Source organism: Xanthomonas sp. AM6 (genome assembly GCF_025665335.1).
Taxonomy (GTDB): Bacteria; Pseudomonadota; Gammaproteobacteria; order Xanthomonadales; family Xanthomonadaceae; genus Xanthomonas_A.
Window position 1 is genome coordinate 923,883 of the sequence record NZ_CP106869.1, and the last position, 26,475, is coordinate 950,357.

27 protein-coding genes are annotated in these 26,475 nt (G+C 70.7%); 12 read left to right on the top strand and 15 right to left on the bottom strand.

The genetic code is table 11. The features are described from left to right. Window positions 1-26 precede the first annotated feature (26 nt). From OCJ37_RS03825 to OCJ37_RS03840, 4 genes are all read right to left on the bottom strand, one after another. Entirely contained in the window at window positions 27-794 is a 768-nt protein-coding gene (locus tag OCJ37_RS03825; RefSeq protein ID WP_185825532.1) for an endonuclease/exonuclease/phosphatase family protein, read from the bottom strand. Between the two features lie 19 nt (window positions 795-813). Continuing rightward, window positions 814-1,647 carry a thiol:disulfide interchange protein DsbA/DsbL gene (locus tag OCJ37_RS03830; protein ID WP_263113575.1) on the bottom strand — a complete coding sequence of 278 codons (834 nt, stop codon included), beginning with the start codon at window positions 1,645-1,647 and terminating at the stop codon, window positions 814-816. 107 nt (window positions 1,648-1,754) lie between these two features. Further along, window positions 1,755-2,396 (bottom strand): thiol:disulfide interchange protein DsbA/DsbL, encoded by a 642-nt coding sequence (locus OCJ37_RS03835; RefSeq protein ID WP_263112378.1) that lies wholly within the window; start codon window positions 2,394-2,396, stop codon window positions 1,755-1,757. An 85-nt stretch (window positions 2,397-2,481) separates the two neighbouring features. Next, window positions 2,482-3,288 carry a c-type cytochrome gene (locus OCJ37_RS03840; RefSeq protein WP_263112379.1) on the bottom strand — a complete coding sequence of 269 codons (807 nt, stop codon included), beginning with the start codon at window positions 3,286-3,288 and terminating at the stop codon, window positions 2,482-2,484. A gap of 170 nt (window positions 3,289-3,458) precedes the next feature. Here OCJ37_RS03840 and yihA point away from each other — a divergent pair, with 170 nt between their 5' ends. After that, entirely contained in the window at window positions 3,459-4,082 is a 624-nt protein-coding gene (gene yihA, locus OCJ37_RS03845; RefSeq protein ID WP_263112380.1) for a ribosome biogenesis GTP-binding protein YihA/YsxC, read from the top strand. A 259-nt stretch (window positions 4,083-4,341) separates the two neighbouring features. Here yihA and OCJ37_RS03850 read toward each other — a convergent pair whose 3' ends face one another. The 4 genes from OCJ37_RS03850 to OCJ37_RS03865 all read right to left on the bottom strand — a co-directional run bounded on the left by OCJ37_RS03850 (window position 4,342) and on the right by OCJ37_RS03865 (window position 7,934). Then, window positions 4,342-5,334, bottom strand: a complete 993-nt coding sequence (locus OCJ37_RS03850; RefSeq protein ID WP_263112381.1) for an MBL fold metallo-hydrolase — start codon at window positions 5,332-5,334, stop codon at window positions 4,342-4,344. A gap of 119 nt (window positions 5,335-5,453) precedes the next feature. Next, window positions 5,454-6,284, bottom strand: a complete 831-nt coding sequence (locus OCJ37_RS03855) for a helix-turn-helix domain-containing protein (RefSeq protein ID WP_263112382.1) — start codon at window positions 6,282-6,284, stop codon at window positions 5,454-5,456. A gap of 259 nt (window positions 6,285-6,543) precedes the next feature. Next, complete coding sequence (locus OCJ37_RS03860; RefSeq protein ID WP_263113576.1) at window positions 6,544-6,981, bottom strand: VOC family protein; 438 nt, start codon at window positions 6,979-6,981, stop codon at window positions 6,544-6,546. Between the two features lie 257 nt (window positions 6,982-7,238). Beyond that, entirely contained in the window at window positions 7,239-7,934 is a 696-nt protein-coding gene (locus tag OCJ37_RS03865; protein ID WP_263112383.1) for a VIT1/CCC1 transporter family protein, read from the bottom strand. 219 nt (window positions 7,935-8,153) lie between these two features. Between OCJ37_RS03865 and OCJ37_RS03870 the strand changes: the two genes are divergently transcribed. Both OCJ37_RS03870 and OCJ37_RS03875 read left to right on the top strand, forming a co-directional pair. Next, window positions 8,154-9,518 carry a glutamate--cysteine ligase gene (locus OCJ37_RS03870; protein WP_263112384.1) on the top strand — a complete coding sequence of 455 codons (1,365 nt, stop codon included), beginning with the start codon at window positions 8,154-8,156 and terminating at the stop codon, window positions 9,516-9,518. Between the two features lie 277 nt (window positions 9,519-9,795). Further along, the gene (locus OCJ37_RS03875) at window positions 9,796-10,482 is read left to right on the top strand and encodes a DUF1287 domain-containing protein (protein ID WP_263112385.1); all 687 of its coding nucleotides are present in this window, start codon (window positions 9,796-9,798) and stop codon (window positions 10,480-10,482) included. 86 nt (window positions 10,483-10,568) lie between these two features. Here OCJ37_RS03875 and OCJ37_RS03880 read toward each other — a convergent pair whose 3' ends face one another. Further along, window positions 10,569-12,107, bottom strand: a complete 1,539-nt coding sequence (locus OCJ37_RS03880; RefSeq protein WP_263112386.1) for an ATP-binding protein — start codon at window positions 12,105-12,107, stop codon at window positions 10,569-10,571. Continuing rightward, window positions 12,104-12,820 carry a response regulator gene (locus tag OCJ37_RS03885; RefSeq protein WP_263112387.1) on the bottom strand — a complete coding sequence of 239 codons (717 nt, stop codon included), beginning with the start codon at window positions 12,818-12,820 and terminating at the stop codon, window positions 12,104-12,106. Before OCJ37_RS03885 ends, OCJ37_RS03880 begins: the two co-directional genes overlap by 4 nt. Before the next feature lie 419 nt (window positions 12,821-13,239). On the opposite strand from OCJ37_RS03885, the gene OCJ37_RS03890 reads away from it, so the two are divergent. The 6 genes from OCJ37_RS03890 to OCJ37_RS03915 all read left to right on the top strand — a co-directional run bounded on the left by OCJ37_RS03890 (window position 13,240) and on the right by OCJ37_RS03915 (window position 17,804). Further along, window positions 13,240-13,695, top strand: a complete 456-nt coding sequence (locus tag OCJ37_RS03890; RefSeq protein ID WP_263112388.1) for a hypothetical protein — start codon at window positions 13,240-13,242, stop codon at window positions 13,693-13,695. Window positions 13,696-13,810: 115 nt separating this feature from the next. Further along, window positions 13,811-14,086 carry a metal/formaldehyde-sensitive transcriptional repressor gene (locus tag OCJ37_RS03895; RefSeq protein WP_179567232.1) on the top strand — a complete coding sequence of 92 codons (276 nt, stop codon included), beginning with the start codon at window positions 13,811-13,813 and terminating at the stop codon, window positions 14,084-14,086. A 42-nt stretch (window positions 14,087-14,128) separates the two neighbouring features. After that, window positions 14,129-15,238, top strand: coding sequence for an S-(hydroxymethyl)glutathione dehydrogenase/class III alcohol dehydrogenase (locus tag OCJ37_RS03900; protein WP_263112389.1), 1,110 nt, complete (start codon window positions 14,129-14,131; stop codon window positions 15,236-15,238). A gap of 69 nt (window positions 15,239-15,307) precedes the next feature. Beyond that, window positions 15,308-15,880, top strand: a complete 573-nt coding sequence (gene gfa, locus OCJ37_RS03905; protein ID WP_263112390.1) for an S-(hydroxymethyl)glutathione synthase — start codon at window positions 15,308-15,310, stop codon at window positions 15,878-15,880. Window positions 15,881-15,983: 103 nt separating this feature from the next. Beyond that, the gene (gene fghA / locus OCJ37_RS03910) at window positions 15,984-16,814 is read left to right on the top strand and encodes an S-formylglutathione hydrolase (protein ID WP_263112391.1); all 831 of its coding nucleotides are present in this window, start codon (window positions 15,984-15,986) and stop codon (window positions 16,812-16,814) included. A gap of 855 nt (window positions 16,815-17,669) precedes the next feature. Then, window positions 17,670-17,804 (top strand): hypothetical protein, encoded by a 135-nt coding sequence (locus tag OCJ37_RS03915; RefSeq protein ID WP_263112392.1) that lies wholly within the window; start codon window positions 17,670-17,672, stop codon window positions 17,802-17,804. 450 nt (window positions 17,805-18,254) lie between these two features. On the opposite strand, the gene OCJ37_RS03920 is transcribed toward OCJ37_RS03915, so the two are convergent. Continuing rightward, window positions 18,255-19,664: an aminotransferase-like domain-containing protein gene (locus OCJ37_RS03920; protein ID WP_263112393.1), complete on the bottom strand. Its 1,410-nt coding sequence runs from the start codon at window positions 19,662-19,664 to the stop codon at window positions 18,255-18,257. A 126-nt stretch (window positions 19,665-19,790) separates the two neighbouring features. On the opposite strand from OCJ37_RS03920, the gene OCJ37_RS03925 reads away from it, so the two are divergent. Next, window positions 19,791-20,582 (top strand): PhzF family protein, encoded by a 792-nt coding sequence (locus tag OCJ37_RS03925; protein WP_263112394.1) that lies wholly within the window; start codon window positions 19,791-19,793, stop codon window positions 20,580-20,582. After that, window positions 20,579-21,508, top strand: coding sequence for a DMT family transporter (locus OCJ37_RS03930; RefSeq protein WP_263112395.1), 930 nt, complete (start codon window positions 20,579-20,581; stop codon window positions 21,506-21,508). Before OCJ37_RS03925 ends, OCJ37_RS03930 begins: the two co-directional genes overlap by 4 nt. Before the next feature lie 159 nt (window positions 21,509-21,667). Here OCJ37_RS03930 and OCJ37_RS03935 read toward each other — a convergent pair whose 3' ends face one another. From OCJ37_RS03935 to OCJ37_RS03945, 3 genes are all read right to left on the bottom strand, one after another. Continuing rightward, the gene (locus OCJ37_RS03935) at window positions 21,668-22,006 is read right to left on the bottom strand and encodes a hypothetical protein (protein ID WP_263112396.1); all 339 of its coding nucleotides are present in this window, start codon (window positions 22,004-22,006) and stop codon (window positions 21,668-21,670) included. A 178-nt stretch (window positions 22,007-22,184) separates the two neighbouring features. Beyond that, the gene (locus OCJ37_RS03940) at window positions 22,185-23,126 is read right to left on the bottom strand and encodes a DegV family protein (RefSeq protein ID WP_263112397.1); all 942 of its coding nucleotides are present in this window, start codon (window positions 23,124-23,126) and stop codon (window positions 22,185-22,187) included. 102 nt (window positions 23,127-23,228) lie between these two features. After that, entirely contained in the window at window positions 23,229-23,858 is a 630-nt protein-coding gene (locus OCJ37_RS03945; RefSeq protein WP_263112398.1) for a 2-hydroxychromene-2-carboxylate isomerase, read from the bottom strand. Between the two features lie 324 nt (window positions 23,859-24,182). Between OCJ37_RS03945 and OCJ37_RS03950 the strand changes: the two genes are divergently transcribed. Beyond that, window positions 24,183-25,001, top strand: coding sequence for a GH12 family glycosyl hydrolase domain-containing protein (locus tag OCJ37_RS03950; protein WP_263112399.1), 819 nt, complete (start codon window positions 24,183-24,185; stop codon window positions 24,999-25,001). Between the two features lie 222 nt (window positions 25,002-25,223). Here OCJ37_RS03950 and OCJ37_RS03955 read toward each other — a convergent pair whose 3' ends face one another. Next, entirely contained in the window at window positions 25,224-26,465 is a 1,242-nt protein-coding gene (locus OCJ37_RS03955; protein WP_263113577.1) for an amidohydrolase family protein, read from the bottom strand. Window positions 26,466-26,475: the final 10 nt, after the last annotated feature.

Genomic DNA, 26,475 nt, shown 5'->3' on the forward strand with positions numbered 1-26,475 from the left:
AAGCGCGCAGTGCAGGAACCGCGGCGCTAGCGCAGCATCCCCTGCGGCACTTCGATCTCGGTCGCCACCGCCAGGTGGTCGGAGAACGCGGCGGGCAATGCGCGTTGTTCGTTGCAGCGCAGTCCGTCGCTGACCAGGATGTGGTCGATCGCGCGCTGCGGGCGCCAGCTGGGGAAGGTCGGCACCACGCAGCCCGGCGGTTGCAGCCGGGTGCGCTTGTACAGGGCCTGCATCTCGGGCCGGTCGGCGACGCAGTTGAAGTCGCCCATCAGCACCGCGTTGGGATGGTCGGACAGCAGTTCGGCGATGAACGCCAACTGCGACGCGCGCGAGTTGGCGCCCAGCGACAGGTGCGCCACCGCGATCGCCAGGCCCTCGGCGCCGTCGCCGAACTTGGCCAGCAGCACGCCGCGCCCGCCGAGCCGGCCGGGCAGGGGATGGTCCTGCACCTCGACCGGCTCCAGCCGGCTGAGCAGGCCGTTGGCGCTGGAGGCCACGCCGCCCATGCGCCGGTTCGGCTGGTGGCTCCAGTAGTTGAAGCCGGCGCGCTCGGCCAGGTAGTGGGTCTGGTTGGTGAAGCCCGAGCGCAGGCTGCCCGGATCGCTTTCCTGCAGGCCGACGATGTCGTGCTCGCGGGCCAGCTGCGCGATCGCGTCCAGGCTGCTGCGCTTGCTGCCCGCAGGCAGCGCATGCGACCAACTGCGGGTCACGTAGTCGCTGTAGCGGCGCGTGCTGGAGCCGGCCTGGATGTTGGCGGTGAGCACGCGCAGCGTGCGGGTGGCGGGGGCGGTCACGGTGGGGCGGGGCTCGGGCTTACTTGGCCAGCGCCGCGCGTTCGCGCGCGATCAGGTGATCGGCGATGCGCAGCATGTCGTCGTAGTTCTTGCCCTTGACCAGGTACTTGCCGTTGACGATCAGCGACGGCGTGCCGGTGATGCCGCTGCGCGTGGCGAACTGCTTGGCGCGGTTGGTCTTGGTGCTGACCGCGAAACTGCCCATGGTGTCGGCGAACTGCTTGGGGTCCACGCCGTACTTGGCGTAGAAGCCGGCGATGTCCTGCACCGAATCGCGGCCGCGCTCGCCCTTCAGGGTCTCGTCGATGTGGATCGCCTTGTACAGCGCCTCGTGGGTCTTTTCCTGCACGCCCAGCGCCTCGGCGGCGTAGAACGCGCGGGCGTAGTCGTCCCAGGTGCCGCCGAACATCGCCGGCACGTACACGAAGTGCACGTCCGACGGCAGGCCGGCCTTCCATGGGCCGATCAGCGGCTGGAAGCGCGCGCAGGCCGGGCACACGTAGCCGAACACCTCGGCCACCTCGATCTTGCCGTTGGTCGGCTGGAACGGCTGGCCACCGGCGATGTCGACGTAGTCGGTGCCGGCGACCGGTTCGGCGCCGCTCGGCGCGCGCGCCACGACCGGCGCGGCCGGGGTGTCGGCGGCAGGCGGCGTGGCGGCATCGGCGGCCGGGGCGGTGGCGGTGTCGGCCGCGGCCGGCGCGGCGTCGCTGGCGCCTGCAGCGGGCGCGGCAGGCGCAGCGGCCGGCGCGTTGGCGGCCGGGGCGGCGGTGTCGGCAGTGCCGTCCTGGGGCTTGCATGCGACCAGGATCGGCAGCAGGGCCATCAGGGTCAGGGCGAAGCGGGTCTTCATCGGCGGCATCTCCAGCAGGATGGGGGACAAGGCCGGCCGCGCCGGAACGCGCGGCAGGCAACCCCGTCATGATGCCATGGCGCGGATGAAGCGCCGTGCTGCCGGAATTACTTGGCCGCGCGCTCGCGCGCGACCAGCGCATCGGCGATGCGCAGCATGTCCTGGAAGTTCTTGCCCTTGATCAGGTACTTGCCGTTGACCACCAGCGCCGGGGTGCCGGGGATCTCGGTGCGCGCGGCGAAGTCGCGCGCGGCCTTGACCTGCGCGGCCACCTGCGGGCTGTTGTAGGCGGCGACGAAGTCCTGCGGCTTGACCCCGTAGGCGGCGTAGAACGCAGCCAGTTCCTCCGGCGCCACGTTCTGCACCGGCACGCTGTGCTTGTCGTGGATCGCCTCGAACAGCGCGCGATGGCTGCGGGTCTGCACGCCCAGCTTCTGCGCAGCGTAGAACGCGCTGGCGAAGCTGTCCCAGAAACCGCCGAACGCGCCCGGCACCAGCGTCACCCGCACGTCCTTGCCCTGCTTTCGGGTCCACTCTTCCAGGATCGGCTCGAAGTGCGCGCAGTGCGGGCAGGTGTAGCCGAATACCTCCACCACCTCGATCTTGCCGGCCAGCGGCGCGAACGGCTGCGGCTTGGCGATCAGCGCGTAGTCCTCGCCTTCGACCACATTGGCGGCCTTGGGCTGCGCGCAGGCGCCCAGCGGCATCAGGGTGAGCAGGCACAGCAGCAGGCGGGGCAGACGGTTCATGCGATCTCCATGGCAAAAAACGAACGCCGGTCGTGACGACCGGCGCGAGAGGGAAGCGGTCCGGCGCCGCCGCGGCGGCGCACGGTCAGGATTGTTGCGCCGGCGCCGCCGGTTGCGGCGCGGCCTGCGCCGCGGCCGCGTCGTCGGCGCGATCGTGCAGACCCTGCAGGTAGCTGCCCAGCGCCTTGATCTCCTGCTCGGTCAGCGGCTTGGCCACCTGCGCCATGATCTTGAACAGGGCCGGGTCGCGTTCCTGGGTGGCGCCGGCCTGGTATTCCTGCAGGCGCCGCGCCACGTAGTCGGCGTGCTGGCCGCCCAGGTGCGGGTACGCGGGGCCGGGATTGCCGGCGCCGGTGGGGCCGTGGCAGGCCATGCACGCCGGGATCCCGCGCGAGGCGTCGCCGCCGCGGTACAGCTGCTGGCCGACCTCGTAGAACTTCATGCCGGCGTACGGGCCGTCGGCGATCACCGCGTCGTCGGCGATGCCGGCGGCGGCCTTCTGCGTGGCGAAATAGGCGCCGATGTCGCGCATGTCCTGCGCGCTCAGCGGCTGCACGAACGGCACCATCACCGCGACCGGGCCGGAGGTGCGCTCGCCATTGGCGATCAGGGCCATCTGCCGCGCGCTGTAGCGTTCGCTCTGGCCGGCGATGCGCGGATACATCGCGACCGAGGGGTTGCCGTCGGCGCCGTGGCAGGCGGCGCAGGCCGCGGCCTTGGCCTGGCCGGCCTTGGCGTCGCCCCAGGCGACCTTGCCGACGTCGGTTTCCAGCGGCGCGGTGCGCACCGGTGCGTTGTCGGGAATGGGAACCACCGAGGTCTGCGCGAACGCGACCGCGGCGGCGACGGAAACCGCTAGACCGGCAAAGGCAAGAACGCGAGCGTGGCGCATCAGCTGAAGCTCCGTATGACCCCAGCGGGAGCCGGGCCGGCAACCGCATGTCGCGCGATTATCCCTTCGCGGCGCCGTGCCGGTCAACGAACGCCGCAGGACGGCCGCGGCGGACCCGCCAATCCCGCGCCAACGGCCGGGATCGGCGCCGAACGTGCGATCCTAGCGCCATGTCGCTCCTCATCGAACGTGCCCAGTACCTGCTTTCCGCCCACAACCACCGGCAGCTGCCGGAGGATGGGGGCTGGGAAGTCGCCTTCGCCGGCCGCTCCAACGCCGGCAAGTCCAGCGCGCTGAACGCGCTGACCCGCCAGAACGCGCTGGCGCGGGTGTCCAAGACCCCCGGCCGCACCCAGCAGCTGGTGTTCTTCCAGGTGCAGCCCGAGCGCTATCTGGTGGACCTGCCCGGCTACGGCTACGCGAAGGTGCCGCTGGAACTGCAGGCGCACTGGCAGTCGTTCATCGACACGTATTTCCGTACCCGCGAGGCCCTGCGCGGGCTGGTGGTGGTGATGGACATCCGCCACCCGCTGAAGGACTACGACCGGCAGATGCTCGGCTACGCGGTGCAGCGCGGGCTGCCGGCGCATGCGCTGCTGACCAAGGCCGACAAGCTCGGCCGCGGCCAGCAGGCGCAGGCCTTGCAGCAGGTGCGCAAGGAACTGGCCAGCGCCTTCGGCGACACGGTCAGCGTGCAGACCTTCTCCGGCGAGACCCGCCAGGGCGTGGACGAGGCGCGCGGCATCGTCGGCGGCTGGCTGGGCCTGGACGCGGAGCCGACCGCCGCGGAGTGAGCGCGGCGGGGACGGATTTCCGGCATCCGCGGCGCCGATGCCGCCTGCAGGCGATCGCAGGCGGCGGACGCGGCCGTCCTGCCTGCTTCGGGCTGCATCGGATGCGCGATGCTGGCGCCCGCAGGGGCGTACTAGGCTACGGACGCCGCCTTCGCGAGGCGCTTCGCGCCGGACCCTCACCCCGACCCCTCTCCCGACGGGAGAGGGGCCAAGCCGCGCCATTGCGGTTCTTCCTTCTCCCACCGGCAGAACGCGGCACTCAAGGCGTGGCCGGCAACGGTGCGAACTCGGCCGGCACCCAGGCGAACGCGTCGCCGTCGCGGCGCACATGGCCCAGGCCCGGGAACGGCAGGTGCGCGCCGGCGACCCACCAGCCGCCGTCGGTGGCCTGCGCCATCGTCCGCTTGCGCGCGGCGATCGCCGCATCGCGGTCGCTGTCGGCCTCGTAGGACGCCTGCGGCTGCGCGAACTGCACCGCGTGGTAGTGCACCAGGTCGCCCCACACCAGCAGCTGCTGGCCGCCGCCGCCATCGAAGCGGTAGGACACGTGGCCGGGCGTATGCCCGTGCGTATCCAGCGCCACCGCGCCGCCGGGCAGCGCATCGCCGGGCCGGAAACGGCGCAGCCGGTCCTTGGCCTGGTACGGCGCCGCCGCCGCGCGCGCCAGCGGGAACGCGAACTTCAGCATCTGCGGCGCGCCCGCCTCGCTGGCCGGATCCAGCCAGTACGCGGCATCGGCCGCGCTCAGCCACACCGTGGCATTGGGATAGGCCGCCTGGCCCTGCGCATCGAGCAGGCCGCACATGTGGTCGGGGTGGGCGTGGGTCAGCAGCACGTCGTCGACCTGCGCCGGCGCATAGCCGGCCGCGCGCAGGTTGGCCAGCACCTGGCCCAGGCCCGGGCCGAAGCAGGTGGCGGTGCCGGTATCGACCAGGGTCAGGCGCGCACCGTCCTGGATCAGGTAGGCGTTGACCGCGGTCTGCAGGCCTTTCGGGGTTTCCGGCACGTAGCGGTGGTCGAGCAGGCCCGCGATCGCGCCGGCGTCCAGGTTGGACAACTGCGCGCGCGGCAGCGGCACCGTGCCGTCGAACAGCGCGGTGACGCGCAGCGTGCCGATCGCCTGGCGGTAGACGCCGGGGACCTGCTGGGTGGGCGCGGCCGGCGCGGCGGCGTGCGCGGCGGGCGGCAGCGCGGCGGTCAGCGCGGCGGCCAGCGCCAGCAGGGCGAGCGGGCGCGAGAGGGAAACGGGCATGGGAGGTTCCGGCAGAAGCGGCGTGCGCCGCGGTACCGGCATGCTGCGCGGGCGGCGCTGCGCGATTCGCTCATTCGGCTGCGCGCGGCGCTCGCGGCGGCGCAGCGCAGCGCAGCGGCCTAGTTGCCGATGCTCGCCGGATCCAGGCCGTAGCGCTGCTGGAAGCGCTGGCTGAAGCTGCGCGTGGAGCGGTAGCCGGCGCGCGCGGCCACCGTCTTCAGCGGCCAGCGCGTGGTGTAGAGCAGTTCCATCGCATGCGCCAGGCGCGCATCGACCAGCAACTCGCGCAGCGTGGTGCCTTCGCCGGCCAGGTGCCGGCGCAGGGTCGCGCCGCTCAGGCCCAGGCTGTCTTCCAGATCGCGCGATCGCCATGCGCGCTGCGGCTGCGCCGCGATCAGCTCGCGCACCTGCGCGGCGACGCTGGGCGCGGGCGGCAGCAGCAGGCCGCCGTGGCCGCGCCGGCAGAACGCGACCACCAAGGCCGCCAGCGCCAGTCTGGCTTCGGTGTAGTGGCCGTCCTGCAGCGCCTGCCGCCACTGCAGCAGCGCGCTGCCGAACTCGATCGTACGCAGCCGTGCCAGTTCTTCGCCGGCTGCGGGCAGCGGTTCGTTCCATAGCGTGCGTGCGGCCGTCAGCGCTTCTTCGCACAACGGGATCACCACGCTCAGATAGAGGCCGCTGTGCGGGTCGGGAGCATTGACAACGTCGATGCGGCAGCGCCGGGTGATCAGGAACAGATCGCCCGGTGCGAATTCCAGCGTCTGCGTCGCCGTGCGCACCTGCTTGCGGCCTTGCAGCAGGATCGCCAGCTGCGGCCGCGGCATCTCCACCGAGCGCGCGCCGTGTTCGCGGCGCGCGCTGATGCAGGCGTAGCCCTTGGCCTGCGCGCAGGTGGCCAGGCTGGCTAGGCGCGCCAGCAGCAGGGCGTCGGGGGAAGTGGTGTCGGCCATGACAAGCGATGCTACCGCAGCGCACTGCGCGCGCGCTCAGAGTAAAGCGCCGGGCCGCTAAGTCGCAGCCGGCAGGACCACCACGACTGTGCTGGTGCCGGCCCTGCAAACTGCCGGTCTCGGCGCGCCACAGGCTGCTTCCTCGCGGGTTGGCCGTCCGCGCCGCGGGCAGCCGACGTATCTCGCCGCAAAGTGAATCACACATTTGACGATCGGCGATCGAAAGAGCCGGAGCGCTTCACACCACGCCGGATGAGACTTATCTGGAAGGTTGCATGATTTCGATGGTGATCCCATCGGGCCCGCTTACGTAAGCAACGACGGTTCCCGCGCGTGGCCCGGCCTCGATAGGCCGTGGCGATCCTTTCAAGTGCCATCCCTGCGCCTGGATCCTGGCGACAGCCACGTCGATATCCGCTACTGTGACGGCAAGATGGGCCGCGCCGATCGCGCCAGCGCTTTCGGGTGTCTTGCCCAAGGTGTGGGCTGTCGAGTATTCCAGAAGTTCGATGGGAAACCCGGCAGGCGATACCACCAGCGCCATGCGGCAACGAGGATCGTCGACGCCCGTCACCTCGCGCAGGAAATCGCCGCCCATTTGGCCTGTGCGGACAAGTTCGAAGCCCATGGCCTCGGTCCAGAACCCGATCGCCTCATCCAGCGACGAAACGGAAAATCCAATGTGGTCGACGACCATGGTGCCAGTCTTAATTTTCAGTACTCCATTTTGTTCTGTTTCGAGGGATGGGCGTGCGATGGCCTTGCATTCTGCCCTTTGCGTCTGGCTGGATCGAATGCTGCTGTTGCTGCCATCGCAGCGTTTCGATGGGCAGACATCGGCAGTGTTGCGCTGGCATAGCGCCATTCCCAGCGCCGCCAGCGCCAGCGGCACGGCCTCGGCAGAACCGATGTCGGCCATGCCGGCGATGCTGCCGTAGCGCGCGGCGCGCCTGTTCAGACATGCACGCCGAACGTATGGCCGATCGCGCCGCTGGCGAGCATCGCCGCCGCGCCCCAGAACACCACCCGCAGCGCGCCGCGCGGGCCGGAGGCGCCGCCGGCCCGCGCCGCCAGCGCGCCGGTCAGCGACAGCCCGAGCAGCGTTGCCGCGACGGTCACCCACACCTGGCGCCCGGCCGGCGCCAGCAGCGCGGCCAGGATCGGCAGCGCCGCGCCGCAGCAGAACGCGGCCGCCGACGCCAGCGCGGCCTGCAGCGGCCGCGCGCGCAGGGTCTCGGTGATGCCGAGTTCGTCGCGCGCATGCGCGCCCAGCGCGTCGTGCGCGGTCAGCTGCTCGGCGACCTGGCGCGCCAGCGCCGCGTCCAGCCCGCGCTGGCGGTAGATGCCGGCCAGTTCTTCCAGCTCGCTGTGCGGATCCTCGCGCAGTTCGCGGCGCTCGATCGCCAGGTCGGCGCGTTCGGTGTCCACCTGCGACTGCACCGAGACGTATTCGCCGGCGGCCATCGACATCGCGCCGGCGACCAGGCCGGCGATGCCGGTCGCCAGCACCGCCGGCGCCGGCGCGCCGCTGCTGGCCACGCCGACCACCAGCCCGGCCACCGACAGGATGCCGTCGTTGGCGCCGAGCACCGCGGCGCGCAGCCAGCCGGCGCGATCGGCGCGGTGCAGTTCGGAATGGGCGGGGCGCATCGGCGGCCTGCAGGGCGGGGAACAGGCCTGTAGCCTAGCCGAGCGCGACGCCGCCGGCCGTGCTGCGTCTCACTCTCGCCGGCGCCGGCCGGGCGGATCGTGGAATGCTGCAGCACTGCCGGTAGCGATGTGGGCCTGGCGCCGGTCACGCTATAGTGCGGCCCTTGCGATGGCGGCGGGCCGTCCCCACATCGCCTCACCTTCCGTGCGAGCCTGCCCTTGTCGAGCCCCAGCCACGTTGCCGAGACCCCGATCACCGACCGCACCGAGCTGGTCGAGGTGCTGGCCTCCGGAGAAAAGCCCGAAGCGCAATGGCGCATCGGCACCGAACACGAGAAGTTCGGCTTCCGCCTGGACGACCTGCGCCCGCCGGCCTTCGACGGCGAGCGCGGCATCGAGGCCCTGCTCAACGGCTTGACCCGCTTCGGCTGGGCGCCGGTGCTCGAAGGCGGGCGTACCATCGCGCTGCTGCGCGACGGCGCCTCGGTGACGCTGGAGCCGGCCGGCCAGCTGGAACTGTCCGGCGCGCCGCTGGAGACCATCCACGACACGTGCGTGGAAGTGGGCAGCCACCTCAACGAGGTCAAGCAGGTCGCCGACGAACTGGGCCTGGGTTTCCTCGGCATGGGCTTCCAGCCGAAGTGGCGCCGCGACGAGATGCCGTGGATGCCCAAGGGCCGCTACCAGATCATGAAGAACTACATGCCCAAGGTCGGTTCGCTCGGCCTGGACATGATGACCCGTACCTGCACGGTCCAGGTCAACCTGGACTACGCCAGCGAAGCGGACATGATCAAGAAGTTCCGCGTGTCGCTGGCGCTGCAGCCGATCGCCACCGCGCTGTTCGCCGACTCCCCGTTCACCGAGGGCAAGCCCAACGGCTACCTCAGCTACCGCTCGCACATCTGGACCGACACCGACGCCGACCGCACCGGCATGCTCGACTTCGTGTTCGAGGACGGCTTCGGCTACGAGCGCTACGTCGACTACCTGCTCGACGTGCCGATGTACTTCTCCTACCGCGACGGCACCTACGTCGACGCCAGCGGGCAGAGCTTCCGCGACTTCATGCAGGGCAAGCTGCCGGCGCTGCCGGGCGCGCTGCCGACGCTGCGCGACTGGTCCGACCACATGACCACCGCGTTCCCCGAAGTGCGGCTGAAGAAATACCTGGAGATGCGCGGCGCCGACGCCGGCCCGTGGGGCCGGCTGTGCGCGCTGTCGGCGTACTGGGTCGGCCTGCTGTACGACGATGCCGCCCTGGACGCGGCCTGGGACCTGGTCAAGGATTTCAGCCTGGTCGAACGCCACGCGCTGCGCGACGGCGTGCCCAGGCAGGCGCTGAAGCTGCCGTTCCGCAACGGCACCGTGCAGGACCTGGCCGCCGAGTCGGTGAAGATCGCCCTGGACGGCCTGCGCCGCCGCGCGCGCCTGAACGGCGACGGCCAGGACGAATCGCGCTTCCTGGAACCGCTGGTGGAGATCCTGCACGCCGGCGAGACCGCGGCCGAGCGCAAGCTGGCGCTGTATCACGGGGTCTGGCAGGGCGATGTGGATCCGGTGTTTCGCGAGTTTGCCTACTGAGTAGCGTGTGCCGGCTGTGTTCGACGCGGCTGGCCATGATGCGCAGCAACGCCTTGCCTGCATGTCTGTTGCTTTTGCTGGGTGCTGACGTCAGCGGGATCTCAAAGCACCCTCTGCCGCTGGCCGGCCAAGACATGGGCCTCCAAGTACGCAAGGCCGCGCGGATTTGGCGGCGCGCACGTCGCGGGAGTGGAGGAGGGCTTTTTTACGCGCTGGCGTGGCCGCGCTTCATTCACGAACCCGCTTCGCGGGCCGGCTTCATTCGGCGTCAGGGATCATGCCCAACTTTCGCGCAATTTTCGGTATCGGTATCGGCATCTGCATTGCAGTCGCCACTACTGCATGCCAACCGCAGCAAGAGGAGCCGACTGCCGCCGCGCGCGCGCCTGCCTCCCGTGATTCGGCTGCCGGCCCACCCGCTCGGCCAACCTTGCCCGCTCATGTCCGTACCATCATCGAGGCCAGCCGAGCCAGGATTTCCCTGGGAGAGGTCTACGACCCCAAGTACTACGCCATCGCCTATCCGGGTGGAGATGTCGCCAACGATCGTGGCGTTTGCACCGACGTCGTCATTCGCGCCTACAGGCACCTCGGGATCGATTTCCAGCAGCTGATCCACGAGGACATGCGCCAGCATTTCTCGGCGTATCCGCAGCTCTGGGGGAGCCAGTCGACCGACAGGAACATCGATCATCGGCGGGTGCCCAACATCGAGAGGTTCCTGGCCCGCAAGGGCGCATCGCTGCCGATCAGCGACCGTGCCGTGGACTACCGGCCCGGCGACTTGGTGACGTGGCGGCTGGCTGGCGGCTTGCCCCACATCGGGATCGTCTCGGATCGCCATGCGTCAGGAAGCGACCGCCTCCTGATACTCCACAACATCGGTGCCGGCACTGCCGAAGACGACGTCCTTTTCGCTTATCCGGTCGTCGGTCATTTCCGCTACTACCCGGATGGCACCTAGTTTCCCGGGGTTTCGTCGACCGCCTTCACCGATCACAGGCCCAGCTCTGCAGGCGGCTGCCGCATCTCGGATGGCAGGCGCCATGCTTAGCCCGCAGCCGCCTGGCACGGCAGTTCCACGCACACCCGCAACCCGCCTTCGGGGCGGTTGCTCAGGGTGATCTCGCCGCCGTGGGCGAGCGCGATGCTGTGCGCCACGGACAGGCCCAGGCCGATGCCGCCGGTGTCGCGGTTGCGCGAGTTCTCGCCGCGGAAGAACGGCAGGAACAGTTGTTCGTGCTGGGCCGGATCGATGCCGGGGCCGTCGTCGTCGATCCACAGCACGCAGTCGGCGCCGTCGCGGTGCAGCTGCAGGCGCGCGCGCTTGCCGTACTTCAGGGCGTTCTCGAGCAGGTTCATCACCATCCGCCGCAGCGACAGCGGGTCGCCGTCGAGGGTGATCGCCTGGCCGGCGACGAAGGTCGCGTCGGCGCCGGTGTCGCTGGCGTCGTCGACCACGCTTTCCACCAGCAGGCGGAAGTCCAGCGGCGCGCGGGCGCCGCGGCGGCTGTCGTTGTGGATGAAATCCAGCGCCGCGGCGATCATCGCCTTCATCTCGTCGATGTCGGCGATGGTCTTGTCGCGCAGCGGCGGTTGCAGGCCTTCCAGGCGGAACGCCAGGCGCGCGAGCGGCGTGCGCAGGTCGTGGGCGATCGCCGCGACCATGTGCGTGCGTTCGTTGACCAGCCGGTTCAGGCGCGCCTGCATCGCGTTGAACGAGTCGGCGGCCTGCACGATCTCGCTGGGGCCGCTGCGCTGTAGCGGCTGCGCGTCGGGATTGCGGCCAAGGCGGTCGGCGGCTTCGGCGAAGCGCTTGATCGGCGCGGCCAGCGCGCGCGAGAACCACCACGCCAGCGGCAGCATCGCCAGCAGGCCGGCGACGAACAGCAGCGCGACCTGGGTCTTGAATGCGGTGGAGAAACGCCGCGGCGGCGACACCACGCTGCGCCAGCGGCCGTCGGGTTGGCGCAGCGCGGCGGTGAAGCCGCCCAGCAGTGGCGAGGCGGGGGCGAGGCCGCGTTCGCGCCAGCGCGCGCCGGTCGCGCGCATCGCCGCGGCGACCGCGTCGCTGGCGGCAGGCGCCGGATCGCGCGGGGGCTGCTGCGCGACGGGGTCGTCGAACGGGGCTCGCGGCGGCGCGCCCTGGTCGGCGAACGGCGGGGGTTCCTCGCGCAATAAACGTGCGTCGCCGGGCGGCCCGGCGCGCGGCTGCAGGCGCGGCCGGCCTTCGGGAAACTCCGGGTTGTGCATCTTTTCGTCGCTGCTGCGATAGAAACGCACCTGCTCCGGCGCCACGTCCAGCCAGTTGCTCATCATGAATTCCGCGAAACGGTCGCGGATCTGTCCCGGCGCCGGCAGCGGCGCGTGCGCCGTGTCGTGCACCTTCAGCGTCTGCGTGCCGGCGGGCATCTTGGTGGTCAGCAGCGCGATCACTTCCGGCGGATGCACTGGCATCTCGTAGACCGGCGTGCGCAACACCAGCAGGGCGATGCCGATCAACTGCGCGGTCAGCAGCGCGGCCACCAGCAGCAGGAAGGTGCGGGCGAAGATCGAGACGCCGCGGCGGCCCCGCTTGGGCGCGTTCACAGCCGGGCGACGCTCGGCAGCAGCATGTAGCCCTCGTTGCGCACGGTGCGGATCAGCTCGGTCTGCACGCGCTCGTTGATCTTGCGCCGCAGGCGGCTGATCTGGCTGTCGATCGCGCGATCGTAGACCTCGGTGTCGCGGCCGCGCGCGTAGTCGAGCAGCTGGTCGCGGCTGAGCACGCGCTGCGGATGCTCGACGAAGGTGCGCAGCAGGGCGAACTCGCCGTCGGAGAGATTGATGAAGATGCCGGTGGGGTCGCGCAGGTCGCGGCGGATCACGTCCAGGCGCCAGCCGGCGAACTCGTAGACGTTGCCGCGCGCTTCCGGCGGCAGCGTCGCCGCCTGGCTGCGGCGCAGCAGCGCGCGTACCCGCGCCAGCAGCTCGCGCGGATTGCAGGGCTTGGCCAGGTAGTCGTCGGCGCCCACTTCCAGGCCGATGATGCGGTCGGTGTCGCTGCCCAGCGCGCTGAGCATGATCACCGCCGGCGCGCCGCGCTCGCTGGCCAGCTGCCGGGCGGCGCTGAGGCCGTCCTCGCCGGGCATCATCACGTCCAGGATCACCAGGTCGGGCTGGCGTACCGCCATCAGCCGGCGCATGTCGGCGACGTTCTCCGCGGCCTCCACCTGATAGCCATGCTCCTGCAGGAATTCGCTGATGAGCCGGCGCAGATCGGGGTCGTCGTCGACCACCAGAATGAAGGATTGCATATCCATGATCTTGAAGGGCGGCCGCTCGGAGTTCAGCCAGTCTAGACGCGGCCGCTGCCGCCTGGAACTGGTGCGGGGCGGGCCGTCGCTGCGGGGTGCAAGGCGGGCGCGTATCGCACCGCCATGATAGGCAGTGACGGCAGTGGCCTCATGGCCGGTTTGTGTCGGTCGCCGACATGCGATGACACATTGGGTGCGCCGCCATCGGGACTGCGTGGCCTTTCGTCCGTCACCGCGAGAGCATCGCTGGCGAAGGCGCATCGCCGCGGCGTGTCGGCCGATGACAATCGCATGCGAGATCGGCATGAAACCATGCCTCCATGGATGCATCGCCGGGCGCACCGCGGGGAGCGGTTGCGACAGTGCCGGCACGTCGCGTCCGTCGTCCGTTTCCTCACCCGCCATCAGGAGCAGGCATGCCGCGCATGACATCGCATCGAGTCGCCAACGGGGTATTGGCCATCGTATTGGGTACCGCGTTGAGCGGCTGCGTCACCGTGTGCGCCGGCGGCCCCGGCGCGCCGCCGCCGCCGCCGGGTGGCGCACCGCACCATGGCCCGGAGCCCGGCGAGGGCCACGACCGGCCGCCGCCGCGCGATCCGGCGGTCGAGGCGGCGATGCGCTCCTGCGCGCGCGAACTCGGGTTGCCGCTGCCGCCAGGCCATCCCCCTGGTGCGCCGTTCGCCGATGCCGGCCCTGACGCACCAGCCGACGCGTCGGCTGCGCCGTCGCCAGGCGCCAAGCCGGCTCCGGCGCCGCGGCCGGACGTCGCCAGGCTCGACGCCTGCCTGCGCGGCAAGGGCGTCGCCCCGCCGCCGTGGCGTGCGCCGCCGCAGGACGGCGCGGCGCCAGTCCCGGCCGCGCCACCCGCCCAGCGCTGAGTTCCGCGGCCCGCTGCCGCCCGCCCGCGCCATCCGGATCCTGGATGGCGTGGGCGTTTTCTTTTGCGGGCGGTGGAATATACTGTCCCCCAGTATAGTTCCGGGCCGCCGTTGCATGCCGCACACTCCCCATGAGAAGAAACGTGTCCTGGCCCGCATCCGCCGCGTGCGCGGACAGACCGAGGCGCTGGAGCGCGCGCTGGAGGGCGGTGCCGACTGCGCCGCGGTGCTGCAGCAGATCGCCGCGATCCGCGGCGCGGTCAATGGCCTGATGTCGGAAGTGATGCAGGCGCACATCCGCGAAGAATTCGGCCACGCCGCCGCCTCGGAGACGCAGCGCGCCGCGCGCGTGCGCGAGATGGGCATGCTGGTCCGCTCCTATCTCAAGTGACCCGAACCCCACGACCCAACCCGTTCTTCCAGGAGAAACCTCATGAAATCCCGTGCCGCCGTCGCTTTCGAAGCCGGCCAGCCGCTGCAGATCGTGGAGATCGACGTCGAACCGCCGCGCCAGGGCGAGGTGTTGGTCCGCATCACCCACACCGGCGTCTGCCACACCGATGCGTTCACGCTGTCCGGCGACGATCCGGAAGGCATCTTTCCCGCGGTGCTCGGCCATGAGGGCGGCGGCATCGTCGAGGCGATCGGCGAGGGCGTGACCAGCGTCAAGGTCGGCGACCACGTGATCCCGCTGTACACGGCCGAATGCCGCAAGTGCAAGTTCTGCCTGTCGGGCAAGACCAACCTGTGCCAGGCCGTGCGCGCCACCCAGGGCAAGGGCCTGATGCCCGACGGCACCACCCGTTTCTCCTACAACGGCCAGCCGATCTTCCACTACATGGGGTGCAGCACCTTCAGCGAATACACGGTGGTGCCGGAGATCTCGCTGGCGGTGGTCAACCCCGCCGCGCCGCTGGAGAAGGTGTGCCTGCTCGGCTGCGGCGTCACCACCGGCATCGGCGCGGTGCACAACACCGCCAAGGTCAAGCCGGGCGACACGGTGGCGGTGTTCGGCCTGGGCGGCATCGGCCTGGCGGTGATCCAGGGCGCGGTGCAGGCCAAGGCCGGGCGCATCCTGGCCATCGACACCAACCCGGGCAAGTTCGAGCTGGCGCGCAGCATGGGCGCCACCGACTGCATCAATCCGAAGGACTACGCCAAGCCGATCCAGGAGGTCATCGTCGAACTGACCGACGGCGGCGTGGATTTCAGCTTCGAGTGCATCGGCAACGTGCACGTGATGCGTTCGGCGCTGGAGTGCTGCCACAAGGGCTGGGGCGAGAGCGTCATCATCGGCGTGGCCGGCGCCGGCCAGGAGATCAGCACGCGTCCGTTCCAGCTGGTCACCGGCCGGGTATGGCGCGGCAGCGCGTTCGGCGGCGTCAAGGGCCGCACCCAACTGCCGGGCATGGTGGAGCAGGCGATGCATGGCGAGATCGACCTGGACCCGTTCATCACCCACACCTTGCCGCTGGAAGAGATCAACGAAGCCTTCCACCTGATGCACGAAGGCAAGTCGATCCGCACCGTGATCCATTTCTGACCTGACGGTCAGTCCGGCGCGCGGCCGCTTCCGCGCATGCAGGTACGCAACGAACCCGGGAGGGGCATGATGAGTACCGTAACGATTCATCCGTCGGTGGACGGCGGTGTGCGCGCCGGCGCGGAGAATTTCCAGGGCGGCACCCTGGAATGCCACTGCGCCAGCGACAAGGTGACCGTGGAGGTGGGGGCGCAGACCGCGCACAACCACGCCTGCGGCTGCACCAAGTGCTGGAAGCCGAAAGGCGCGACGTTCGCGGTGATCGCGGTGGTGGGCCGCGACAAGGTCAAGGTCACCGCGCATGAGGAGAAGCTCAAGGTCGTCGACGAAAGCGCCACGATCCGGCGCCATGCCTGCACCGGCTGCGGCGTGCACCTGTACGGCCGCATCGAGAACACCGAGCATCCGTTCTACGGGCTGGACTTCGTCCATACCGAGCTGTCGCCGCAGCAGGGCTGGTCGGCGCCTGGCTTCGCCGCGTTCGTGTCCTCGATCATCGAGAGCGGCACCCGCCCGGAAGCGATGGACGGCGTGCGCAGCCGGCTGCGCGAGTTGAAGCTGGAGCCCTACGACTGCCTGTCGCCGGCGTTGATGGATGCCATCTCCACCCACGTCGCGCGCAAGAGCGGCGTGTTGCAGTAGCCTCCGCTGTTCCGCAGCGTGCCGCCTGGCGGCGCGCCGCGGCAGCGTCTTCGGATGCGGCCGGCGTCTGTCCGGCCGCGTCCCCCAATCCGGGATTCCTCCAATGGAACGCATCGAACACCATGCCTGCTGCGGCGGCTGGCAGGACGTCTATCGCCACCAATCGGCCGTGCTCGGCTGCACGATGAACGTGGCCGTGTATCTGCCGCCGCAGGCCGAGCATGCCGCGCTGCCGGTGCTGTACTGGCTCAGCGGGCTGACCTGCACCGAACAGAATTTCATCACCAAGGCCGGCGCGCAGCGCTACGCCGCCGAACACGGCGTGATCCTGGTCGCGCCGGACACCAGCCCGCGCGGCGACGACGTCGCCGACGCCGAGGGCTACGACCTGGGCAAGGGCGCCGGGTTCTACGTCAACGCCACCCGCGAGCCGTGGGCCAGGCACTACCGCATGTACGACTACGTGGTGCAGGAACTGCCTGCGCTGATCGAGGCCAACGTGCGCACCAATGGCGCACGCGCGATCAGCGGCCACTCGATGGGCGGCCACGGCGCGCTGGTGATCGCGCTGAAGAATCCGGGCCGCTATCGCAGCGTGTCGGCGTTCTCGCCGATCGTGGCGCCGTCGCAGGTGCCGTGGGGCGAGAAGGCGTTCGCCGCCTACCTGGGCGAGGATCGCGCCAGCTGGAAGGCCTACGACGCCACCGCGCTGATCGGCACCGCGTCCGAACGCCTGCCGCTGCTGATCGACCAGGGCGGCGGCGACGAGTTCCTCGACAAGCAGCTGCAGCCGCAGCTGCTGCAGGCCGCGGCCGAGGCCGCCGGCTATCCGCTGACCCTGCGCGTGCAGCCTGGCTACGACCACAGCTACTACTTCATCGCCAGCTTCATCGGCGAGCACATCGCCCACCACGCGCGCGCGCTGCAGGGCTGAGTGCGCGTTGCCGCGGCGTCCGGGCGGCCTCTCCGCGCGGACGGTCGTGTCGGCGACGCGCGGTGGGTGCGTCGACCAGCATGGCGCGGACTTGAGCAGCGCGCCGTCGTTGCGGATCTGCCGCTCGCGGCCGCGCCGCGCCGGGGCCCACCCGCGGCAGGCGCGGCTGCCGCTTGCATGGCATGTGGGGGCATGGCGTCGGTGCGGTGATGCGGGGGCGCCGGCAATGGGGCGGCAGATGCTGGTCGCTGCGGTCGCCTGTATCTCAAGCGCTGGCCGGGGACGCGCATTGCATCGTGCTGCAGCTTTCTTGCCGCGTGCCGCGGCGGCACCAGCCTGGCATGCAGGGTCGCTCGCGAGTGCGCGGCCCAGTGCGCCGGTGACGCCTCCATGCTTGCGGACAGGCATGGACAGGAATGCGGCGCATTTCTCCGCCGGTACGTATGGCCAATACAACTGACGCAGGTGGTGGGGAGCGCCTTCAGTCGCGACGGGACTCCCGATAAAGCCCGTCGCGACTGAAGTCGCTCCCACAAGATTGCATCGCCTGTAGCAGGCAAGAGGGGTGGCCTTGGCGCCGCTTGCTGCGGTCGCCGGCATGACAGCGCAGGCGGGGTTGGCAGGGGCAGCGCCTTCATTGCCGCAGGGCGCCATGTCCCCGCTTTCGATGGCGCCACGGTGCCAATGCCGTGACGGTTGCATGTCGGTTGCGCTGCGCACTGGCCTGGTTCGTAAACAAATGCGCGGCGCATCGTCCAATGCGCGGATGTGCGATTGCGGTCGCGTCGGCTGAGACGGCGGGCCGCTAGATTCCTCGGCCTTCGCCATCGTGTCTTCCCGGACTGGAGTCGCGCCATGCTCGCCTGCCGCAAACCCGCCTCGTCGTTCTCGCGGCAACGCTGGCGCAGCCCGCTCAGCGCGCTCGCCATGCTTGCCTGCACCCTGATCGGCGCCTGCGCGGCGCTGGCGATCGGCGCGGCGGCGGCGTAGGCGAGCGTCGGACGGTCGCGTTGCCGGCAGGGCATTTGCTGGTCGCGGTCGACAGGCGCGGGAATGGCCTCAGGGCACTTCCGGAAGGCCTTGATCTGGAGCAACCGGTGCCGTGCAGCTCAACAGCGCGTGGGTGTTCTTCGCGGATCCGCGGGTTGTCGGAAGTTTCTTCGGTTGCCATCGATCGCTCGGGGCCGGTTCGCAGAATGGCTGCCGTAGCCAGATGAGGGAAAACACCCTGGCTTTCCTGGCTTGCCGCTGATCCGCGGCGGCGACGGACGCGATGGCGTCCGTTCGACGAGGACGGCCGTCACTGGCTTGGGCGCTCCGGCGCGTACCTCGGCACGCTGCCGTCCGTGCACTAGGGCTTGGCCAGGTCTCCGGCTCTGCACGGGGCATGGCCGGATCGCCGGTTCTGCACGGGCAGTTCCGATCGCCGGGCCTGGCGGTTCAGCGCGGCAACCGCGCGGCCAGCGCGCCCAGGCGCCGCATCGCCCGTTCCAGGGTCTCGCTCCAGGGTTGGCCGCAGGTCAGGCGCAGGTGGTCGGCGTAGTCGCCGCGGCTGGAATACAGGTGCCCGGGCGAGGTGCCGATGCCTTCGGCCAGCGCCGCTTCGAACAGCGCCTGGCCGCTGCCGGCATCGGCCAGTTGCAGCCATAGCGACAGCCCGCCGGCGGGATCGCCGACGCGGGTGCCCGCCGGCCAATGCCGCACGACCGCCTCGCGCAGGCGCTGGCCGTTGTCGGCGAGGGTGCGGCGCAGCTTGCGCAGGTGCCGTTCCAGGTCATGTTGGGCCAGGTAGTCGGCCAGCGCCAGCTGCGGCAGGCTGGCGCCGCCGATGGTGGAGAAGTACTTGGCGCGGACCAATGCGTCGGTCCATTCGCCGCCGAGCAGCCAGCCCACCCGCAGCCCGGGCGCCAGCACCTTGGAGAACGAGCCGCAGGTGATCACGTTGCGGTGGGTGTCGAAGTGGCGCAGCGGGCGCGGCCGCTGCCCGGACCAATCCAGTTCGCCGTAGATGTCGTCCTCGATCACCACGGTGCCGTGGCGCGCGCAGCTGTCGAGCACGGCGCGCTTGGCGCTATCGGGGGTGAGGCTGCCGAGCGGATTGTTGAAGTTGGGCACCAGCACCGCCGCGCGCGCGGGCGTGCGCTGCAGCAGCGCGTCCAGGCGCGCGGCGTCGATGCCGTGGCCGGCGCGGGTAGGCACTTCCAGCACCTTCAGCCGCAGCGCCGCCACCGCCTGCAGGATGCCGTGGTAGGTCGGGGTTTCCACCAGCACCACGTCGCCGGGCGCGGTCAGCGTGCGCAGCGCCAGGCTGATCGCCTCCATCGCGCCGGCGGTCACCACCACTTCCTCCGCCGCCACCGTGGTCGCGCAGTGCGCGTAGCGCTGCGCGATCTGCCGGCGCAGCGCGGCGTGGCCCTGCGGCGGCGCGTAGTCGAGGGCGACGCCGCGATGGCGGCGCAGCTGCCGCGACAGCGCGGCCGCCAGGTGCGCGCCGGGCAGCAGCGCCGGCGCCGGCGTGGCCGTGTGCAGCGGCACCAGGTCCGAGCGCGCGAGCATGTCGAGCACGCCCTGCAGCGCCGGGTTGTCGACCATGCCCGGCGCGCGCCGCCGGGCCGGCGCCGTGGCCGCCGGCAGCGGCGCCGCCACGGCCCGCACGAAGTAGCCCGAACGCGGCCGTGCCTGCACCCGCCCTTCGCGTTCCAGCTGCAGGCAGGCCTGCACCGCGGTGGCGGTGCTGATGCCGTGGCTGGCGGCCAGTTGCCGGATCGACGGCAGGCGCTCGCCGGCGCGCAGCGTGCCGCGCTCGATCTGCTGGCGCAGCTGCGTGGCGAGCGATTCGTACAAGAGCATGCGGGCGCCTCACTGTATCGGTCCATTTACAGCGTATCTGAATCTGTAATGGTTGCGCGCGGCGCCGCAGACTGGGCCCGTGCCGGCCATCGCGTCCGGCATCCCTCTCCCGTCGCGAGGCCGGTCATGCCGTTGTCCCTGTTCGTCGTCGATGCCTTCACCACGGTCCGCTTCAAGGGCAATCCGGCCGCCGTGGTGCCGCTGCAGGCCTGGCTGCCCGACGCGCTGATGCAGGCCATCGCCAGCGAGAACAACCTGTCGGAAACCGCGTTCTTCGTGCGCGATGCCGACGGCGCGTTCGCGATCCGCTGGTTCTCGCCGCTGAAGGAAGTCGGCTTCTGCGGCCACGCGACGCTGGCCAGCGCGTTCGTGATCGCCGCGCAACGGCTGGCGCCGTTCCCGCTGCGCCTGCGCGCGGCCGCGGTCGGCGAACTGGGCGTGGACCAGGTGGCCGACGGCACGTTCGAGATGCGTTTTCCGAATCAGGCGCCGGCACCGCTGGCGGAAGTGCCGCCGGCCTTGCACGCGGCCCTGTCGATCGCGCCGCAGGCGGTCTACGTCAATGGCCAGGCGTACATCGCGGTGTACGCGAACGAACGCCAGGTGCGCGACGTGGTGCCGGACCTGGCGCGGATGCTGGCGCTGGCGCCGCGCGACGTGGCGGTCACCGCGCCCGGCGGCAGCCACGACTTCGTGTCGCGCTATTTCTGGCCCGCCAACGGCGGTGCCGAGGACCCGGTGACCGGCTCCATCCACGCCGCGCTGGCGCCGTTGTGGGCGCAGCGGCTGGGCAAGCCGCAACTGACCGCGCTGCAGGCCTCGGCGCGTGGCGGCGAACTCGGCTGCCGGGTCGAGGCGCAGCACGTCTACGTGCGCGGCAGCGCGGTGCAGTACCTGCACGGGACGATCGCGCTGTGAGCGCCGCCGTCGCCGTTCCCGCCGGCGCCGCGCGGCTCGCGCTGTGGCAGTTGCTGCTGGCCGAGGTGCTGATCGGCTCGGTCGGCGTGTTCGTGCACGAGAGCGGCCAGGACCCGGTGACCGCGGTGTTCTACCGCTGCCTGTTCGGCGCGCTGCTCCTCACCGTCTGCGGCCTGCTCGGCGGCCAGCTGCGCGGGCTGTGGCGCGAGCGCACGCTGCTGCGCGACGCCGCGGTCAGCGGGGTGTTGCTGGTGTTGAACTGGGTAGCGCTGTTCGCCGGCATGGCCCGTTCTTCGATCGGCGTGGCGACGATGGTCTACCACGTGTTCCCGTTCGTGATGCTGATCCTGGCGGCGGTGCTGCAAGGCGAGCGCACGCGCCGCAGCGACCTGGGTTGGACGCTGCTGGCCTTCGTCGGTGTGGCCTGCTCGGCCGACCCGGCGCGGCTGTGGCACACGGCCGATCGCGGCTATTTGCTCGGCATCGCGCTGACCTTGCTGGCGGCGCTGCTGTGCGGCGCGTCGCTGCTGATGTCGCGGCGCATCAGCCGCGAGCGGCCGCTGGCGGTGGTGACGGTGCAGTGCTGGGTGGGCACGCTGCTGCTGGCGGGATTTTCCAGCGGCAGCGCACTGCATCCGGGCATGCACTGGCTGTGGCTGGCGGGACTGGGGGTGATCCACAGCGGCATCGTCTACGTGCTGTTCTATTCGTCCTACCGGCACCTGCACGTGGCGACGATCGCGATCCTGGCGTTCGTGTACCCGCTGGTCACGCTGCTGCTGGATTACCTGTTGTACGGGCACCGGTTGGTGCCGGTGCAATGGCTGGGACTGGCGTTGATCGTGCTGGGCACGCTGGCGGTCAACCTGAAATGGCGCTGGCCGCGGCGCGCGGCAGGCGCGGTGGCGGGCGGCGCGGCGCGCTAGAACACAGTGCACGTATCGCGGTCGGCGAAACGCTGCAGGAGCGACTTCAGTCGCGACAGGCCTTGCCGGTAGAGCCTGTCGCGACTGAAGCCGCTCCCACAGAAATCAGTCGCACCTGTTCTGGTCCGTGCCGCCGGCACGGATGCGCGGAAGAAGCGCTCAGCGCACGTTGCGCAGTTCCCAGCCGCTGCCGGCGAGCAGGCGCATGCGCTGCTTGAGGATGTCGCCGGGGATGCTGGTGGTGGCGACCAGGTCGATGCGCAGGTCGTCCTGCTTGCCGCTGACCGTGGCCGCCGGGTCGACGACGCCCAGCGACGGATCCACTTCGTCCGGCTCCGGCTGCAGCGCGCGCCAGCGCTCGAACCACGCGGGGCTGCTCAAGGCCTGCTGCAGCTGCTCGGCGAAGGCGTCGGCGCCGTTGGCGCTGAAGCTGAGCGTGGGTTCGCTGCCGCGTGCGCGGGCGGGGTCGGGCAGGCTGATCGAATAGGTCACGGCCATGGCTGTTTCTCCAGTGAAGCGGTGCGGCGCAGCCTAGCAGGCTGCGTCGTGAGTGGGCCGTCTACGCCAGTGGTCTTGTGTAGGAGCGGCTTCAGCCGCGACCGGACTTTTCCGGTAACGCGTGTCGCGGCTGAAGCCGCTCCTACAGGAGGCGGAGCGTGCGCGCGATCTGCATTGCCTAGGCGAACGTATGCGGCGCGTCGGCGAAGCCCAGCGTGATCGCGCCCTTGCCGACGTTGACCATACCGGTCAGGCTCATCACGCTTTCCAGCACTTCCACCGCATGCGCCTCGCAGATCTCGCGCAACGCCGTGTAGCCGGGCAGGGCGCGCAGCTCGCTCAGCTCGCCGCCGTAGCTCAGGCACAGCGTCGGCGTCATCAACCCGGCGGCGACGCGCTTGCCGACGAACTCGAACAGTTTCTGCACGGCGGCGTCGAAGCCCTTGATCTTGGCCACCGGCGCGGTGTCGCCGCGATAGCCGTGCAGCACCGGCTTGATGTCCAGCGCGGTGCCGAGCGCGGCGCTGAGCAGGCCGACGCTGCGGTCGCCCTTGCTGCGCGCGCGGGCGCGCATGTAGTACAGGTCGCGTGTGATCATATAGCCGTGCACGTTGCCGGCCAGTTCCTCCAGCCGTTCGCGGATCGCCTGCACGCTGGCCCCGGCCGCGCGCAGCCGCACCGCTTCCACCGCGGTCACCGCCTGCGCGGCGAACAGGTTCTGCGTGTCGATCACCCGCAACGCGAACGGCGAGGTGTGCCCGGCCGCCTGGCGGATCGGCTTGTAGTCGTTGAGGATGGCGAAGCTGGCCTGCAGCGCATGCTCGTGGATCGGGCTGCGGGTCTTGGTGATGGTCATGCAGAATACGTGGTCGAAGTCGATCACCAGCCGGCTCAGGAACAGTTCGCGGATCTGCGCCACGCTGAACGGAATGGTCTCCGCCTCGGCGCCATGCGCGGCCACGTGCGCATGCAGGAAACTCAGCGTGGCCTCCTCGTCGCGGTGGTCGGCCAGCACGGCGTCGCCGATGCGCACGCTGATCGGCAGCAACACGATGTTGTTGCGGGCGATGTAGTCCTGCGGCAAGTCGCAGGCGGAGTCCACCACGATCCCGATACGCATCTGGCCCCCTCCGGCATTGCGCTTGGTCACTGCCGGCTAGGGTAGCGCAGACGCCGTGCGGCGTCGCGCGCCCGGCTCAAGCGCCCGGCTCAAGCGCCCGGCTCAAGCGCCGCGCTGCACGCCGACCGGCAGCGCCGCCAGCCGCGCCATCTCGCCGCGCTGCAGCAACTGCGGGTCGGCCAGCACCGCCTGCATCAGCGGGTGCGCGTCGTTGCCCCACAGCAGCGCATCGCCGACCTGCAGCGTCGGTACCCCGAACACGCCGGCGGCGATCGCCCGCTCGGTGTTGTCGCGCAGCCGCGCCTTGACCTGCGGGTCGGCCAGCGCGGCCGGCGCATCGGCGATGCCCAGGGCCAGCGCCACCGGCGCCAGCGCCGCCGCGTCGTCGCCGGCATGGCCGTCGCGCCACAGCCAGTCGAAGATCGCCTCGATCGCCTGCGGCGTGCTGCCGGCCGCGATGCACAGCCGCAGCGCCGCCAGCGGATTGAACGGGTGCGCCGGCGGAAAGTGCAGCGGCACGCCCTCGTGCTGCGCCTGCCACTGCACGAACTGATAGGTGAAGCCGCGCTTGTGCGCGATCTCCGCCGGCCCGCGCGTGTGCAGGTGCTGCAGCACCGCGCCGAACACGATCGGCACCGGCTCGATCTGCGCGAATTCGGGCAGCGCCTTGAGCTTTTGCCAGTGCAGATAGGAAAACGGCGAGACGAAATCGAAATACCAGCGCAGGGTCATCGTGCTTCTCCGGCGGACGCCGCCAGCTTATCGCGCGGCGCGGCATGCCGCGCTGGCTGCGGCACGCGCATGTTGCAGTGCGAAGCGGCGCCATCGGTTCGGCATCGCGGAGGCGGCGGGCGTAGACAATGCCACGGCGCGGATCTCGCCGGCGCGCTGGAACTGGGAAGCGGCGCACGCGCGCACGCTCGACCGGATAGCGCTATTGCGCCAGCGCATGCCGCGCGCGCTTCTTTTCATAGCTCGCCGCGAAAACGCTTTGCTAGCGTCCGCCGCGGCAGCATTTCCGCTGCCGTGTGCCACCCCATCCAGGAGAGACAGCCCATGCACGATGTCCAGACCGCTTCGATCGCCAAGCCGTCCCTGCACGCAGCCGCGCATCGCGCGCCGTTGCGCCGTCGCCTGCTGCAGGCGTTGTTCGCCGTGTCGTGCCTGGCCGCCGCGCCGCTGGCGCTGGCCGGGCCCTACAAGATCTTCGGCAATCACTATGCGTGGGTCAACAATTTCAACGACCCCAACAACGTCATCCAGGGCACGTTTGGCAACGGCAGCACGCCGGAGCTGACGGTCACCTTCAGTTTCGCCAACTCCAATCTGTACGGATATCCGGCGATCGTGCGCGGCTGGCACTACGACTGGAACCCGACCAGCGATACCTTGTTCCCGCGACAGGTGTCGTCGTTGAGCACGATCCCGGTCAAGTTCACCTACAGCGCCGGCGGCAGCAATCTGGGCGGCGATTTCGCCTACGACCTGTTCTTCCGCCGCGACACCAGCAAGGGCGTGCCGCAGCTGGAAGTGATGATCTGGGGCGGCCACAATTCCTGGCCGATCGGCACGCTCAGCGCCAGCAACGTGATCAGCGCCGGCGGCCAGACCTTCGACCTGTGGGAAGGCAACAACAGCGCCGCCGGCTACTACGTCTACACCTTCATTCCGCACGGCACCGCCGGCCAGGCCAACCTGCCCACCAGCGGCACCCTCGACCTCGACGTCAAGCCGTTCCTGAACTGGCTGCAGGCCAATCGCAGCCAGGACGGCCGCTACAGCAACGCGCTGTACCTGCACGTGGTCGAAGCCGGCTTCGAGGTGGTGCGCGGCAACGGCTGGGCCAAGGTCAGCGCGACCATCGACGCGCATTGAGCGGCGCGGCGGCGGCCAGATCAGGCCGTCGTCGCCATTGCGAGATATCCCCGGCATCGAGGTCGGCGCGCCGGCGAAGGTCGGTACCCGTGCGGCAAGCGGATCGGACAGGAACGCTGCATCGCCGTCGCGGCGGGACCGCGGGCGCTTGCAGGACGGCTGCCGGGCCATGGCACGGGACGCGACGCTACGGGTCGTGTCCCGTCCCGCTTGCGCCGCCCGCTACTGCGGATACGCCCGCGGCAGCGCCCCCGCCTGCTTCATGTAGCGGTCGCGCAGTTCGGTCTGGCGCGAGCGCATCGGGATCGCGCGGCCGCCGAGCCAGACCTGCTCGGCGTAGTGCGCCACGTCCAGCGGGTCGCCTTCCCACAGCACCAGGTCGGCGAGCTTGCCGGGGGCGATGCTGCCCAGCTTGTCGCCGACGCCCAGCACTTCGGCCGGCACCTGGGTCAGGCCGGCCAGGCCGTCTTCCCAGGGCAGGCCATGCGCGACCGCGTTGCCGGCCAGCTGGCGCTGCTTGCGCGCGTTGTGCGAGCCGTCGCCGCCCTGGGTGAAGCTCACCGCGACGCCGGCCGCGCGCAGGCGCGCGGCGTTCTCCAGGGTGGCGCCGATCTGGTCGAAGCTGGCCGGCAGGTCGTCCAGTGCGTTGACGAACACCGGCACCTTCACCGCGGCCAGCAGCGGCGCCAGCTTCCACGCCTCGTCGCCGCCGGCGATGGCGATGCGCACCTTCTCGCGCTCCGCCCAGCGCAGCAGCTGGCGGATGTCGGCGGCGCGGTTCACCGCCACCACGATGCGGCCCTGGCCGGCCAGGTACCTGGCCAGCACGGCGCGGCCGGCCGGGGTCAGCAGCGCGTGCGGCGAGTCCGCGGGCATGCGTCCGCGCGCTTCGGCGACCAGTTGGTCGAGCAGCATCCACTGCGCGGCGCGCGACTTGCCGCTCAGTTCCAGCGCGTCGCTGCCCAGGCGCACGTACAGTGCGCGCGGGCCGATCGGGTCGACGCTGCCGTCCAGGCGCATCACGCCGCCCTGGCCGGCGATGAAGGCGCCGCCGCTGCTGGCGCCGAGCGCGGTGAAGCCGATGCCCTCCACGCGCGCGACCGGGATCAGCACCGACTCGGGGTTGTAGGCCAGAGTCACGTCGAATTCCGGGCGCACCGGTTGGTCGCGCGGCAGGGTCACCGCGCTGTCCACGGTGGAGGACTCGCCGGACACTTCCTCGATGCCGATCTCGGTGATGCCGCCGAACAGCGCCGGGGTCAGCGGGCGGCCCTTGGCCTCGACCACGGCGACGCCGGCCGGCGCCGTCAGGCCCGGGCCGACCGCGCGGATGGTGCCGCCCTGGACCAGCACGTCGGCGTTCTGCAAGGTGCCGCGCGCGCTGGCGGTGTGCACGGTGGCGCCGCGGATCAGCACGTCCTGGGCGAAGGCGGGGGCGCTGCCCAGGACCAGGCACGCGGCCATCGCCAGGCGA

Bases quoted from the DNA above. Each gene is read 5' to 3' on its own strand.
- OCJ37_RS03830 (WP_263113575.1), bottom strand. From the start codon at position 1,647: ATGAAGACCCGCTTCGCCCTGACCCTGATGGCCCTGCTGCCGATCCTG.
- OCJ37_RS03835 (WP_263112378.1), bottom strand. From the start codon at position 2,396: ATGAACCGTCTGCCCCGCCTGCTGCTGTGCCTGCTCACCCTGATGCCG.
- OCJ37_RS03840 (WP_263112379.1), bottom strand. From the start codon at position 3,288: ATGCGCCACGCTCGCGTTCTTGCCTTTGCCGGTCTAGCGGTTTCCGTC.
- yihA (WP_263112380.1), top strand. From the start codon at position 3,459: ATGTCGCTCCTCATCGAACGTGCCCAGTACCTGCTTTCCGCCCACAAC.
- OCJ37_RS03850 (WP_263112381.1), bottom strand. From the start codon at position 5,334: ATGCCCGTTTCCCTCTCGCGCCCGCTCGCCCTGCTGGCGCTGGCCGCC.
- OCJ37_RS03855 (WP_263112382.1), bottom strand. From the start codon at position 6,284: ATGGCCGACACCACTTCCCCCGACGCCCTGCTGCTGGCGCGCCTAGCC.
- OCJ37_RS03860 (WP_263113576.1), bottom strand. From the start codon at position 6,981: ATGGTCGTCGACCACATTGGATTTTCCGTTTCGTCGCTGGATGAGGCG.
- OCJ37_RS03865 (WP_263112383.1), bottom strand. From the start codon at position 7,934: ATGCGCCCCGCCCATTCCGAACTGCACCGCGCCGATCGCGCCGGCTGG.
- OCJ37_RS03875 (WP_263112385.1), top strand. From the start codon at position 9,796: ATGCCCAACTTTCGCGCAATTTTCGGTATCGGTATCGGCATCTGCATT.
- OCJ37_RS03885 (WP_263112387.1), bottom strand. From the start codon at position 12,820: ATGGATATGCAATCCTTCATTCTGGTGGTCGACGACGACCCCGATCTG.
- OCJ37_RS03890 (WP_263112388.1), top strand. From the start codon at position 13,240: ATGACATCGCATCGAGTCGCCAACGGGGTATTGGCCATCGTATTGGGT.
- OCJ37_RS03895 (WP_179567232.1), top strand. From the start codon at position 13,811: ATGCCGCACACTCCCCATGAGAAGAAACGTGTCCTGGCCCGCATCCGC.
- OCJ37_RS03900 (WP_263112389.1), top strand. From the start codon at position 14,129: ATGAAATCCCGTGCCGCCGTCGCTTTCGAAGCCGGCCAGCCGCTGCAG.
- gfa (WP_263112390.1), top strand. From the start codon at position 15,308: ATGAGTACCGTAACGATTCATCCGTCGGTGGACGGCGGTGTGCGCGCC.
- fghA (WP_263112391.1), top strand. From the start codon at position 15,984: ATGGAACGCATCGAACACCATGCCTGCTGCGGCGGCTGGCAGGACGTC.
- OCJ37_RS03915 (WP_263112392.1), top strand. From the start codon at position 17,670: ATGCTCGCCTGCCGCAAACCCGCCTCGTCGTTCTCGCGGCAACGCTGG.
- OCJ37_RS03920 (WP_263112393.1), bottom strand. From the start codon at position 19,664: ATGCTCTTGTACGAATCGCTCGCCACGCAGCTGCGCCAGCAGATCGAG.
- OCJ37_RS03925 (WP_263112394.1), top strand. From the start codon at position 19,791: ATGCCGTTGTCCCTGTTCGTCGTCGATGCCTTCACCACGGTCCGCTTC.
- OCJ37_RS03935 (WP_263112396.1), bottom strand. From the start codon at position 22,006: ATGGCCGTGACCTATTCGATCAGCCTGCCCGACCCCGCCCGCGCACGC.
- OCJ37_RS03940 (WP_263112397.1), bottom strand. From the start codon at position 23,126: ATGCGTATCGGGATCGTGGTGGACTCCGCCTGCGACTTGCCGCAGGAC.
- OCJ37_RS03945 (WP_263112398.1), bottom strand. From the start codon at position 23,858: ATGACCCTGCGCTGGTATTTCGATTTCGTCTCGCCGTTTTCCTATCTG.
- OCJ37_RS03950 (WP_263112399.1), top strand. From the start codon at position 24,183: ATGCACGATGTCCAGACCGCTTCGATCGCCAAGCCGTCCCTGCACGCA.
- OCJ37_RS03955 (WP_263113577.1), bottom strand. From the start codon at position 26,465: ATGGCCGCGTGCCTGGTCCTGGGCAGCGCCCCCGCCTTCGCCCAGGAC.